Origin of the sequence: Paraburkholderia kururiensis JCM 10599 = LMG 19447 (assembly GCF_003986935.1) — a bacterium.
GTDB classification, from domain to species: Bacteria; Pseudomonadota; Gammaproteobacteria; order Burkholderiales; family Burkholderiaceae; genus Paraburkholderia; species Paraburkholderia kururiensis.
In genome coordinates, this window is record NZ_RJZE01000055.1 from 1 (window position 1) to 10,832 (window position 10,832).

At 60.9% G+C, this 10,832-nt stretch carries 18 protein-coding genes; 5 read left to right on the top strand and 13 right to left on the bottom strand.

The window, feature by feature from the left end; translation table 11 throughout:
- The 12 genes from PKKP23_RS34350 to PKKP23_RS34740 all read right to left on the bottom strand — a co-directional run.
- Positions 1 to 326 (bottom strand): hypothetical protein (locus PKKP23_RS34350; protein WP_126879974.1); only part of this gene is annotated, 326 nt, incomplete at its 3' end.
- Between the two features lie 20 nt (positions 327 to 346).
- On the bottom strand, positions 347 to 562 hold the full coding sequence (locus PKKP23_RS32605) for a hypothetical protein (RefSeq protein ID WP_126879975.1): 216 nt from the start codon (positions 560 to 562) through the stop codon (positions 347 to 349).
- Positions 563 to 569: 7 nt separating this feature from the next.
- Positions 570 to 734, bottom strand: a complete 165-nt coding sequence (locus tag PKKP23_RS33915) for a hypothetical protein (RefSeq protein ID WP_161978202.1) — start codon at positions 732 to 734, stop codon at positions 570 to 572.
- A 9-nt stretch (positions 735 to 743) separates the two neighbouring features.
- Positions 744 to 1,112 (bottom strand): hypothetical protein, encoded by a 369-nt coding sequence (locus PKKP23_RS32610; RefSeq protein WP_126879976.1) that lies wholly within the window; start codon positions 1,110 to 1,112, stop codon positions 744 to 746.
- A 34-nt stretch (positions 1,113 to 1,146) separates the two neighbouring features.
- Complete coding sequence (locus tag PKKP23_RS32615) at positions 1,147 to 1,524, bottom strand: hypothetical protein (RefSeq protein ID WP_126879977.1); 378 nt, start codon at positions 1,522 to 1,524, stop codon at positions 1,147 to 1,149.
- 57 nt (positions 1,525 to 1,581) lie between these two features.
- Positions 1,582 to 1,860 (bottom strand): hypothetical protein, encoded by a 279-nt coding sequence (locus PKKP23_RS32620; protein WP_126879978.1) that lies wholly within the window; start codon positions 1,858 to 1,860, stop codon positions 1,582 to 1,584.
- A gap of 32 nt (positions 1,861 to 1,892) precedes the next feature.
- Positions 1,893 to 2,294: a hypothetical protein gene (locus PKKP23_RS32625; RefSeq protein WP_126879979.1), complete on the bottom strand. Its 402-nt coding sequence runs from the start codon at positions 2,292 to 2,294 to the stop codon at positions 1,893 to 1,895.
- 27 nt (positions 2,295 to 2,321) lie between these two features.
- Positions 2,322 to 2,789: a hypothetical protein gene (locus PKKP23_RS32630; RefSeq protein ID WP_126879980.1), complete on the bottom strand. Its 468-nt coding sequence runs from the start codon at positions 2,787 to 2,789 to the stop codon at positions 2,322 to 2,324.
- Between the two features lie 11 nt (positions 2,790 to 2,800).
- Entirely contained in the window at positions 2,801 to 2,989 is a 189-nt protein-coding gene (locus tag PKKP23_RS32635) for a hypothetical protein (protein WP_126879981.1), read from the bottom strand.
- Positions 2,990 to 3,000: 11 nt separating this feature from the next.
- Positions 3,001 to 3,351, bottom strand: a complete 351-nt coding sequence (locus PKKP23_RS32640; RefSeq protein ID WP_126879982.1) for a type II toxin-antitoxin system ChpB family toxin — start codon at positions 3,349 to 3,351, stop codon at positions 3,001 to 3,003.
- Positions 3,345 to 3,596, bottom strand: coding sequence for an AbrB/MazE/SpoVT family DNA-binding domain-containing protein (locus PKKP23_RS32645; protein WP_126879983.1), 252 nt, complete (start codon positions 3,594 to 3,596; stop codon positions 3,345 to 3,347). Before PKKP23_RS32645 ends, PKKP23_RS32640 begins: the two co-directional genes overlap by 7 nt.
- A 162-nt stretch (positions 3,597 to 3,758) precedes the next feature.
- A complete protein-coding gene (locus tag PKKP23_RS34740) occupies positions 3,759 to 4,037 on the bottom strand; it encodes a tyrosine-type recombinase/integrase (protein WP_240659258.1) in 279 nt (92 codons plus the stop codon).
- A gap of 1,562 nt (positions 4,038 to 5,599) precedes the next feature.
- Here PKKP23_RS34740 and PKKP23_RS32655 point away from each other — a divergent pair.
- Complete coding sequence (locus PKKP23_RS32655) at positions 5,600 to 5,998, top strand: hypothetical protein (protein ID WP_126879984.1); 399 nt, start codon at positions 5,600 to 5,602, stop codon at positions 5,996 to 5,998.
- Positions 5,999 to 6,284: 286 nt separating this feature from the next.
- Here the strand turns inward: PKKP23_RS32655 and PKKP23_RS32660 are convergent, their stop codons facing one another.
- Positions 6,285 to 6,509: a hypothetical protein gene (locus tag PKKP23_RS32660; RefSeq protein ID WP_126879985.1), complete on the bottom strand. Its 225-nt coding sequence runs from the start codon at positions 6,507 to 6,509 to the stop codon at positions 6,285 to 6,287.
- 244 nt (positions 6,510 to 6,753) lie between these two features.
- Between PKKP23_RS32660 and istA the strand changes: the two genes are divergently transcribed.
- From istA to PKKP23_RS32685, 4 genes are all read left to right on the top strand, one after another.
- Positions 6,754 to 8,268, top strand: a complete 1,515-nt coding sequence (istA, locus tag PKKP23_RS32665; RefSeq protein ID WP_126879986.1) for an IS21 family transposase — start codon at positions 6,754 to 6,756, stop codon at positions 8,266 to 8,268.
- A complete protein-coding gene (gene istB, locus PKKP23_RS32670) occupies positions 8,243 to 9,028 on the top strand; it encodes an IS21-like element helper ATPase IstB (RefSeq protein ID WP_126879987.1) in 786 nt (261 codons plus the stop codon). Before istA ends, istB begins: the two co-directional genes overlap by 26 nt.
- Positions 9,025 to 9,243, top strand: a complete 219-nt coding sequence (locus PKKP23_RS32675) for a hypothetical protein (protein ID WP_126879988.1) — start codon at positions 9,025 to 9,027, stop codon at positions 9,241 to 9,243. Before istB ends, PKKP23_RS32675 begins: the two co-directional genes overlap by 4 nt.
- Before the next feature lie 362 nt (positions 9,244 to 9,605).
- Positions 9,606 to 10,754: a hypothetical protein gene (locus tag PKKP23_RS32685; protein WP_126879989.1), complete on the top strand. Its 1,149-nt coding sequence runs from the start codon at positions 9,606 to 9,608 to the stop codon at positions 10,752 to 10,754.
- Positions 10,755 to 10,832: the final 78 nt, after the last annotated feature.

Below are 10,832 nucleotides of genomic sequence, written 5' to 3' on the forward strand. Positions count from 1 at the left end.
GTCGGCCCTTGCGGTTCGATGATCGCGCATTCCGTGTGTCCAAAGTAGTCCCCACCACTTGAAGTAACGGGCATCACTTTGGACACAGGCTTCAGCTCTGTCCATGCGGCCATCAAATGACGCATACCTTGCTTCAAGTGCGAACACAGGTCTTCGTGACTGTCCGAGTTGCCGCATTTGGCATCTGCAATCGCCAACTGAATATGTTCGTTCGCGGCACGGGCGGCCGACAGTTGCGACTCTTTATCGACCTCGGACGCTTGATGCTTGCTGCAACCATATGCAAGCGCGGCAACGAGCGCAACAATGTGGGCAGCACTTCTCATTACTCGTCGTTTTCCGTTGTTTAGGAGCGGAGACGCGCCGTGCCGTAAATCAGTGCCAACGCCAGCAGCACAGGCGCGCAGATTACGAGGAACAGGACAATGCTGCTCGGTACGGCGTTCGATGCCAGCCAGATAATTTCGGAGTTTGAGCAGTGGACCTGCAGGGCCAACAAAACGATGCAGACGGCCACGACAGCCGAAAACAGCACGTTGTCTCGTTGATTGGTAGTAAGCATTGTTTTCCTAGCCTTGGCGGCGGTTGATGCGCCAAAAGATGTTCGTGGCAACAACGGCAGCGGTCGAGTTAATTAGACACGCCAGCGCGATTTTTGGAGCCATTTCAATCCACCACGGCCGAGCGGCGATGAGTTGCATCGTGTGGACACTGATAATGACAGGATGATCCATGTTGTTTTCCTACGCGTTTCGGGTCTTGCGGAACACCACGACGTTCGCACCTGCCGTCACGTTGTCGAGGCCTACGGCATCGTCGCCATAAATCCTTGTGAGCGCTTCACGAATCGCTTGCTCCGACGCATCAGGCCGCTCCCCCGCCAGATGCGGACGGCGACCGACCACGCGCGCTGCACCAAACTCGTTGACCTCAACAATGTCGCCGGGGCGCGCTCCAATGGAGGCAAGCGTCTTTGCGATGACATCGCTGAGAGGTGACTTCCCCATGCGCGTGGTTGGCGCTGCGACGCCGTGTCCGAGCTTGAATACGCCGCTCGGTTCCGGCCTTCCGACGAGCGCCTTTGCCCACTTGAACATCGAACTTAGCGTCATTGCTGTTTTCCTCGCTTGTCAGCGATGCTCGCGTCTAGCGGGCGTGCCAGTGCGGTGTGACATCAATCCAGTCGCCGAGATCGTCTTCCACGACTCCGGGAAACCCGTTGGGCCAGCCCTTCAGATTGGCCCGGATGAAGGGGTCCTGCGCGTTCCGCGCTCCCTCCGCATCCAGGCGGCTCACGCGCTGCGCGTCGAGTTCCTCATTGATGAGCCTGACCAGTTCGGCACGCAGACGGCGGCGGTCCTTGTAGAACGACGTCGGATCGATCTCCCACTGCGGCGGGAAATTCAGGCTCGCGGGTACGACGTCCTTGTCACTCAGGCGCTCAAGCAGGCGCCCCGAATACCCGTGCCTGTCGGACTGGATACGAACGGTGAACCGGCGTCCGTTTTTCTCATAAAAATGCACCCGGTGGTTACACACTCTGTGTCACATCATCAGTCATATCTGGTTTTCCGATGCCTGTTATCGAATCGAGACCAGAAGCATCATGCCAAGCAGTGCGCCAAAAAACAGATAGAGCCAGCCGCTCCCTCGCTTGGGTTCTTCGTAATTCATGGTCGCGGAGGGGGGCGGCTGTCGCAACGACACGACAGCGGCACACGAGAGACTTCCTCGAAGCTCACGGATTCGCTTCGTGATCTGCCGCCGCTCGTTCCAAGTCACCGGCTCCACGTTCGCCGTATCGAGTCGGGCAACAAGCCGGTTCAACTCGGACAGGTCTTCTAGATTCTTCGTGTACATGCCGCGCCCCTCTTTCATGCGTTTTCCGATGGCTATGCGCCGGTTCTAGCTATGGCGAACCTCACGGCTCGGATGATGCCGGCGGTCGCGAAATTCAATGTGGTGATTGCCGCCATGAGCGCTAAGAAAATCACGAGCAGTGCCACAGTGCAGATGACCATCCGCGAAGGCAATTCCATAATGACGCCGCCAAGATCGTTACGCGACGCATCGCGAAGATGCAAGTCCAAGAACGGCAGATAGCGGCCGACCCCCGAGGATTCGAGAATGTGCGCGGCCTGCGGCGAGTAATGCCACACGGCCACGCCGACACCGATCATCAGCGTGACGAGGATGAGCGCCAAAAAGAAGCTCGCAATTACGACGAACGGATTAGCACCCTTGGTAGCTCGACCAAGCCAAAACGCAAATATGAGTTCGACTACGTTCACCATCCACTCCTGGCTTCAGTGGTTTTCCCATCAGTTGTGCGACGGCTTTTGAAGCAGCAGCGCTACCGTACCGGGGTCAGCGTCGCGGGCCGGGCCGTCGATCAGCTTCGCGGCTGGGAGCGACCACTGGCCGGTTGCGCTAACAAAATTGCCGTGAGCATCCAGATAGCCGCCGTTCGCGCCCAGCATCATCGCCACTCGTCGCGCGGTGTCTTCCATCTGGTGCTGGCTCGCGAGATACAGGATCTGATAGTCCCCGGTGTCTGCCAGTCGAAGATCGAGGCCCGTACGCTCACCGTTTGCCGGATAGCCATGCCCTCGTGCACCCACATCGGCGGAATCGCGAATATCGCAATATTGCTGCTCCGCACTGTCGAGAAGCATTGCCGGACGGCGACACAGCGGAGCGTGATAAACCACCCATCCGGCCAAGGCCCCGAACGAAAGCGCTGCCATTAATGGCGCAAATCGGGTGGCTTTCGTTTTCAAGCTTTGCATTTCTTGTTTTCCTAGTCGTTCGATGCCGCACCAACCTCAGCGCGAATCCGCACCATCTGCGCCTCGCAGGCCTGCCCCAATTCATCGTCGCCAGCCGCGAACGCGAACGACTGAATCGCCTTCAGCAAGGAATGACGCCAATGCGGCGGCTGTGACTGCTCGACCCCGAGTAACCGCAACGCCTCATTCAATCGGTCCATGTCGCTTTCCGCTATTCCAAAATGGTTTGCAGGCGAGCGAGCGCATCTTCGACAACTTCGACCGGTGCGCGCTCGACCTTGCGGGCACCCCGCGCCTCCAGATCGAGCGTGCGAACCATGTTAACCAAAGCCACACCCTGCGTTTCAGTGCCAGAACCCGAGAGCGGTACTGCGAATCCGGCATATCGTGCGAATTCGCCGCCCTGCGTGATCGGCGCAACGAGCGCCACGCCGAGCGTGTTGAATGCAGCGGGCGAGAGAACGAGCGCGGGCCGGAAATCCCCTTGTTGCTCCTTGCCCACGGTCGGATTCAGGCTGACGCGCACGATATCGCCACGCTCGAACTTGACGCGTTTCACCATGCCTCGCGCCCCGCTGGCTGGACCTCACCCCATGCACCGAGGTCTGCAGGTTGCGGGGCCTTCGGATCGCACTGCGCGACCAGTTCATCCAGCGAATACTTTCGGCGGGCAGGCGAAAGCAACACGCCATCGGGCCGCACGTCGGCATTCAGCGAGCTACCCGCCGACGCGCCGATTTGCTCCAGCAACACAGCTGGCAGCCGGACTGCCGCGCTGTTACCCCACTTCTGAATTTTGAGTTCCATATCTCGCTCCGAATGTAGATCCATTGTAGACACTGGCCAAAGAAGATGCAAGTGGTATGTATCTACATTGACGCTACATTCGGCTTGCGTGAGCCGATATTGCCTACCCGGTTTATCGGCATCCCAGGCCGAAATTGAATGCCCGCACGCGTTAAATTGGCCTCATAACACTTCGCGCAACATCTGCCGTAGCCTTTTATCGGACACGGCCAGATAGGGCCGAACGTTCTCGAGGTCCGCATGACCTAAAAGCTGCTGCACCGTCTCAATATCATGCCCTTGCTCGATGAGGTTGCTGGCGAACGTACGGCGTCCCGAGTGAGATGAACCACCGCCTATGCCCGCGTCCCCGTACAGCTTTGTGACGTGGGATTGCAAGCTGTCACACCCGGCGTAATCGACCTGCTTCCCGGCCTCGTTGATGCGGCGCTTGGTGTTCATTGCAAACTTGCGGCCGTTGCCAGCAAGGACGAGGGAACTAGACGGCGCGAGTCCGCGATAGCGCTCTGCGGTTAGATCGGTTCCGACGCCTCGCGCAATGCGATGGCTCGGATAGGATTCCAACGCCGAAACTGCTTTTGGATGGGTGAGATAGACGCATCGTTTCTCCCACTTAGCCACAGTGATGCGCTTGTCCGATCGGCTTGCAAATATTAGGTGAGTTGTCCGTGACGTGGATCGGCAACAGAATCGCTTCGAGCGGACCGCTTACGCCGCATAAGCAGGCCGATGGGCACCTACACAAGGTTCGGACGAGATTCCAACATGCGAAGCCTGCGCAGAAAGGTTTGGCCTGCGTTTTGACACGGCCTCGGCCACATGCGGTCATTGCCAGCGACGGTGCGTTCACGTGCGGATGTGCAGTTCGAACCTGACACCAGCCTTTCAGGCCTATTGATTATGTGATTGTGTTCTGTGGACCTGTTGACCTTCTCGACGGGATCAATCAGCCTGCACCGGTTGCCAGATGGCCAGGCGAGCGGCGGATTGAGGGCACTGATCGACCACTACTCCTGCTTGAGTTGCATTTTCACGTCCCTTACCTGGACTAGGCGCTTCGATAGCTCGTTCGTATCGAATGCGTGCTGGCCGTCCGGGCGTGAAGCAAGCAGGCTGTAAAAGCTTTCCAGGTTCGCGACAAGGTTGCGGTTACCCGGGTCGAGCGATAGGGCTCCCAGAAAGTTCGCGACAATGGCTTGCTCCTCTTTGGCGGGATCGGAACTCGCACAACAGCGAGCCGCGCGGAACATCGTTTGCAGGTTGCGTGCTTCTGCGCTCTGTGGAGCCAGTGCCGCTAGTCAAACGCTCGCGGAGTTGGAAACGAGCGCCGCTGTCGCATCAACTGTAACGGTGGCTTTCTGGCGTGCAATTGGGGAGCTGATGGACCGCTCTGGGTCGCGTACTGGTGATTCCTGCCGTCCGACGAAATGGGTGCGTATTCGAATTGCATAACTCAACGACCGGCCCAACAAGAAACGGTCGACTGCGCGGCCCCAACCGTCGACGATCGAATAGAAGTTCATGGCGCATCGTCGGGTTGCCTATGTGCGCTACCGCTCATATCTACTTCGGCATCTTGTTCTAAGCTAACTTCGGTAACGCATTGCGCGCGGAGTTAGAAGCGACTCAAACAGCTGTGGTCTCAGGGCAAAAAGTGAAAGGAGGCAATCGATGCTCCTAACGTCTTTTCGAAGCAATTCGCGCACGCCACAAGTTTCCAGTCTCTGAAAGCGTACTGTGCCCGTTGCCTTCACCCGCATCGAAGTCGCCGGGCAACTGGTTACTTACTCGAGGGGCAACGCTTTTTCCTTCCTAACCCTACGCGGCGGGGTTGGCGCCTGCGGTGTGGTCGAAAGCGCAATCTTCGCCCCCGATCCGCGTGAGCTACCTGTTTTCGCACACCGCGAGCTGGTACGCCGACGATCACGGCGCACACGGCGCCTATGTAACGGTTGAAGCCCTCGAACTGAACCGTTGGAGCTACAGCCCTATCGGAGACATCCATGGCCGAGCTTAGCGATCCGCATGGACTTACGTCCCTCGTTCGTACGGAGTTCCGAAATTTGCCGTTTCGAGAACTGCTCAACCAGTCGCCGACAGTTCTCCTAGGAGTCACGCCAGCCGCGGCAACTTCGCTCGGCAAACTCGATATCAATACCGTATTCGACTTGGCCACGTCGAGCATATTCGACGATGCCGCGAAACTGGTGGAAGCCGCGCAGGATCGGAAGAACGTACTGAACCTGCACGGGAGCGCGCCGTCGGATCTGGTCGATGCCACGAACAGCGCTGGCTGTCGATGGCGGTCCAAATCCGCGCTTTTCGGGCGGCGTCAGATAGCGGCGGCACGGCATCTCGTGCCGCACGAGAGAGCGACAGCCAGTTGCGATGAAGTGGGATGAGATCGCGCGCGTAGCAGGGAGCCCGTAGGGCGACTGGAGACGCGCGCGGCGCGTGCTGTAGATGCGGGGACGGGGTGTGGTAGAACGGCACTGCACCGAAGAAACAGCAGGTGCGACGCCTCTCTAACCGCCAAGCCAGACCGGCGTCGCACCTCCACGGACCCATATGGCCAGCCCTTCGGCGCGGTCGGGGCACTCGTGTGGCCCAAGTATCGCATTGCTCACGCGTCGCGTCGACCGGGTTCGAATCCATTTCTTCGGCGTTCCCCCGGAACTGCCGATGTCATCAGAAGTCACTGGCCGTCTGTACCTGTGCGCCCGTTGCCGGATGCAGGTCTTCATCTGCCGCCGGTGTGACCGCGGCAACCGGTACTGCCGGGACTGCGCCGCTGTCGCACGCCGGAACAATGTGCGCGAAGCCGGACGCCGTTACCAGCAGACCCGCCGCGGGCGCTTCGCCCATGCCGCGCGGGCCCGGCGGTATCGGGCACGGCGTCAACTCGTGACGCATCACGGTTCACCCGATCCCCACGCCGATGGTGTACTGCAGCCGGACCACGACGCTGCGGCCGGCGCCGCCGTCGCACTCGCCAACGCCGCCGTTCGTGCAGCGGCGCCGCACCAGCTGAGGTGCCATTGCTGTGGCCGCGATCTGCCGCCATTGGTGCGAACCGGTTTTGTACGCCGTCGCGGTCCCCATCATGTTCGTCCCGAAGGCGTTGCCCTCGGCCGTCGTTCAGATTGCGGAGACTCCGATGACGATTCCGGTTGAACTCGAGGCGCAGATCCTGCGCCTGTATCACGTCGAGAAGTGGCCGTGCGGCACCATCGCGAAGCAGTTGCGCGTGCACCGTGAGACCGTGCAGCGGGTGCTCGCCAGTGCCGGCCTGCCCCGATATGGTCCGACGCCGAAGCCTTCGATGATCGAGCCGTACCTGCCGTTCATCCGGCAGACGCTGGAGAAATATCCGACGCTCACAGGCAGCCGCCTGTATGTGATGGTGCGCGAGCGCGGCTACGCGGGCGCCCGCGACCACTTCCGCCATATGCTTGCGCTACATCGTCCGCGCAAGCCCGCAGAGGCCTTCCTGCGACTGCGTACGTTGCCCGGCGAACAGGCCCAGGTCGACTGGGGCCACTTCGGCTACATCGAGATCGGCCGTGCGCGGCGGCCACTGATGGCCTTCGTGATGGTGCTCTCGTATTCGCGCGACATCTATCTGCACTTCTTCCTCGACGCCCGGATGGAGAACTTCCTGCGCGGGCACGTCGGCGCGTTCAACACGTGGTGCGGGCTGCCCAGGGTCCTGCTCTACGACAACCTGAAGTCGGCCGTTCTTGAGCGCGTCGGCGACGCGATCCGCTTCCATCCCACACTGCTCGCGTTCGCTGGCCATTACCGCTTCGAGCCGCGGCCCGTGGCTGTTGCCCGGGGCAACGAGAAGGGACGTGTGGAGCGCGCGATCCGCCATGTCCGCGAAGCGTTCTTTGCCGCGCGCAGGTTCACCGACCTGGACGACCTTAACGCACAGGCCGGGCAGTGGTGCCGCACCCAGGCGGCTGACCGGCCGTGCCCCGAGGACCGCGCGATGACCGTGCGCGAGGCGTTCGCACGCGAGAGGCCGCTGCTGCTGCCGCTGCCCGATAACCCGTTCCCCGTGGAAGAGCAACTGGCCGTGAAGGTAGGCAAGACGCCCTACGTGCGTTTCGACCTGAACGACTACACGGTACCGCACACGCACGTGCGCCGCACTCTCACCGTTCGCGCCGACCTCACCCAGGTCCGGGTGTTCGATGGTGCAGAGATGATTGCCAGCCATCGCCGCAGTTACGACCGTCAGGAGCAGATCGAAGACCCGCAGCACCTGAAGACGCTTGAGGCGTTCAAGCGCGAGGCGCGCCAGCACCGTGGCATCAACAGCCTGACGCGGGCCGTTCCCGCCTGCCAGCTGCTGCTGATGCGCGCGGCCGAGCGCGGCGCAAACATCGGCGGCCTCACGACCTCGCTGCTGCGTCTGCTTGACCGCTATGGCGCCGCCGAACTGCAGGCTGCCGTCGAAGACGCCCTGCGCGCGGGATCGGCACATACGAATACCGTACGCGCAGCGCTGGAGCGGCGCCGCGTCGCGCGAGGGGCGCCACCGCCCGTCGCCATGAATCTGCCGGAGCATGTGCGCCGCAAGGACGCGCCCGTACGGCCACACCGGCTTGATACCTACGATCAACTGACAGCGGAGGAAGAAGATGGCGCCGACCACGATAAACACTGAAGTGCTGCGCCTGCGTGCCAAGGCGCTGCGTCTGAACGGTCTCGTCGAGCACTGGAGCGAGATCGACGGCGCCACGTGGCTCGCGCCGCTGCTGCAATGGGAAGAGGACGAACGCGCGCACCGCTCTCTGCAGCGGCGCATCCGGGCAGCGAAACTCGGCACCTTCAAGGCAATGGGTAATTTCGACTGGGACTGGCCCGCGAAGATCGATCGCGCGGCAGTGGAGGACCTGATGTCGCTGACGTTCCTGGCCGACGCCACCAACGTCGTGTTTATCGGCCCGAACGGCGTGGGCAAGTCGACGCTGGCGCAGAACGTGGCACACCACGCGCTCATCCAGGGACATACGGTGCTGTTCAAGTCGGCCAGCGAGATGCTCGGCGAGCTGGCCGCGCTCGACAGCGATTCAGCCTTGCGCCGGCGTCTGCGCCACTACGCGACGCCCGACATCCTCGTGATCGACGAGGTCGGCTACCTCTCGTACTCCAATCGCCACGCCGATCTGCTGTTCGAACTCGTCAGCCGCCGGTATGAGTCCCGTTCGACCATCGTCACGACCAACAAGCCGTTCGCGCAGTGGTCTGAAGTGTTCCCCAACGCGGCCTGCGTCGTCTCGCTGGTTGACCGTCTGGTCCATCGCGCGGAGGTCATTTCCATCGAGGGTGAATCGTACCGGCTCAAGGAGGCACGGGAACGCAACGAGGCGCGCGCACGCCAGCGCAGGAACCGCAAGCCCGCCACGAAGAAGGCGGCCGCATGAAGCGCGACCCCATGTTGCCATCAGGCAGGCGTCGCGGACTGGCGTTCATCGTGCCGGACGACTGGACACCCGAACAGGCGCTCGCCGTGTTCGAACTGCTTGAGGATCTGCTGGCCATCGTGACCGGCTTCTACGGACCCCAGCTTCATGAGCTGCTGCGCCAGCAGCGCATGCCAGCGCGCGTTCGCAGTCCCAAACGCGATCCACCGTTCTGACGTGAATCGCCGCAGTTTCAATCGAAGGGGGCCGTGTTGGCCCCCTTGTTACTTGAACGATTTGCATCCCGATCGGCGCCGCCCAAAAAGCGCGGTTTTACACCGCCGCTAACACTGGCACAGAAATCGGCGATCTGCAATTTCTGCCCATCAACGTCCTTAAGCGGATCCCGGCGGCGGATGCAGCTACGATTCAAACGACACTCGGCGCGGATACTATCCGCGATCTGGCATTTTACCCGCCGTACCGCGCCGCGCTTCGCGTTCTGAACGAGACTTACTTTCCCGAGAATGCGCCCGGCTTCGATCCGGAGCAGCCGGCCGATCTGCTGCCTAAGAACGGAGACTACCCGACGGAACGCGTGCAGTATTCGACGCTGCTGCTTGACGAGATTCAGCTAGACGATGGAATGCAGATCATCGACATCTCGGCTCCGGCATTCAGGCCGATTGACCTCAGCATCTTGGCGAAGGCGGACACGGGCTTCAAGAAAGCGGCGTTCGGCGCGCTGCTTACGTTCAATCAGTCTTGGTTCGCGCAGGGCGTGACGCTTGGGCAATTGCTCCATAGCCTGGCGCTGGCGCCGGGAGAAAGCACGCGCGTCGCGATAGTCGATTGGTCGCGCAAGAGCCGCGCGGGCGAAACGGAAATCATCGACGAATCGGACGATCTTACCAACGACCAGAGCCACAACCGTTCGATCAGCGAGGTGACGCAGGCCGTCGCGAACGAGGCGCAGGGAGGCTTCTCGGACACAAATACGAACAGTCATTCGACTCAATCGGGCAGTTCCTCGGCCGAGGAATTGAGCGCTCCTTTCGGCGGATTGTTCGGTGGTCCGAGTGCCAGCTTCGGACAGACGAGCAGCCAGGCCGACAGCAGCTCGCACGCGGACAGCTACTCAACGTCATGGGGTCATCGGGACCTAGGCAGCACAATGACTCAAAACGTCAACGATCGCACGCATCAGCATGCGCATGATAGCCGCAGCCGACGTGCGTCTGTTGTCAAGGAAGTTTCGCAGAGCGAGCACGAGAACGTTAGCACGCGCGTGGTAGCGAACTACAACCACATGCATGCTCTGACCGTTCAGTATTACGAGGTAGTGCAGGTATATCGCGTGGAAGTCGCGATCGTGAAGGCCGATCGCGTGGTGTTCATTCCGTTCCAGTTAGTCGACTTCAACAACGACGATATGGTCCGCCGGTTTCAGAACGTGCTCGCTCGTGCGGCGCTGACCTATGGCATCCGCGAGGCGCTCCATAATCTTGAGACACTTGAGGTGTCGCTCGACCAGACCACGCACTTCACTGCTCTGGGCAACAAGCTTGGGGACTTCGCAAAGATGGCCCTAGCGACGCGCACGAGTTTGAGCGCGTTCGTAAAAGCTGCGCCACTCCCGGCGCCTGCGGCACCGGGAGAGGGAGCCGCTCCTACGACACCCGCAACGGGAACGCCAGCCGCTAGGGAAACACTGATTTATCCAGCTCGGCGGTCATCGCTGACGTAGCCGAGAACGTTGTAGAAGGCAGTTCACGGAACGGACCCTCGATGATGAAGCGGCAGATGAGCTTTGCGGAAGCGGAAA

Coding starts and splice junctions, on each gene's coding strand:
- PKKP23_RS32605 (WP_126879975.1), bottom strand. CDS start 562: ATGCTTACTACCAATCAACGAGACAACGTGCTGTTTTCGGCTGTCGTG.
- PKKP23_RS33915 (WP_161978202.1), bottom strand. CDS start 734: ATGGATCATCCTGTCATTATCAGTGTCCACACGATGCAACTCATCGCC.
- PKKP23_RS32610 (WP_126879976.1), bottom strand. CDS start 1,112: ATGACGCTAAGTTCGATGTTCAAGTGGGCAAAGGCGCTCGTCGGAAGG.
- PKKP23_RS32620 (WP_126879978.1), bottom strand. CDS start 1,860: ATGTACACGAAGAATCTAGAAGACCTGTCCGAGTTGAACCGGCTTGTT.
- PKKP23_RS32625 (WP_126879979.1), bottom strand. CDS start 2,294: ATGGTGAACGTAGTCGAACTCATATTTGCGTTTTGGCTTGGTCGAGCT.
- PKKP23_RS32630 (WP_126879980.1), bottom strand. CDS start 2,789: ATGCAAAGCTTGAAAACGAAAGCCACCCGATTTGCGCCATTAATGGCA.
- PKKP23_RS32635 (WP_126879981.1), bottom strand. CDS start 2,989: ATGGACCGATTGAATGAGGCGTTGCGGTTACTCGGGGTCGAGCAGTCA.
- PKKP23_RS32640 (WP_126879982.1), bottom strand. CDS start 3,351: ATGGTGAAACGCGTCAAGTTCGAGCGTGGCGATATCGTGCGCGTCAGC.
- PKKP23_RS32645 (WP_126879983.1), bottom strand. CDS start 3,596: ATGGAACTCAAAATTCAGAAGTGGGGTAACAGCGCGGCAGTCCGGCTG.
- PKKP23_RS34740 (WP_240659258.1), bottom strand. CDS start 4,037: ATGAACACCAAGCGCCGCATCAACGAGGCCGGGAAGCAGGTCGATTAC.
- PKKP23_RS32655 (WP_126879984.1), top strand. CDS start 5,600: ATGGCCGAGCTTAGCGATCCGCATGGACTTACGTCCCTCGTTCGTACG.
- PKKP23_RS32660 (WP_126879985.1), bottom strand. CDS start 6,509: ATGCGTCACGAGTTGACGCCGTGCCCGATACCGCCGGGCCCGCGCGGC.
- istA (WP_126879986.1), top strand. CDS start 6,754: ATGACGATTCCGGTTGAACTCGAGGCGCAGATCCTGCGCCTGTATCAC.
- istB (WP_126879987.1), top strand. CDS start 8,243: ATGGCGCCGACCACGATAAACACTGAAGTGCTGCGCCTGCGTGCCAAG.
- PKKP23_RS32675 (WP_126879988.1), top strand. CDS start 9,025: ATGAAGCGCGACCCCATGTTGCCATCAGGCAGGCGTCGCGGACTGGCG.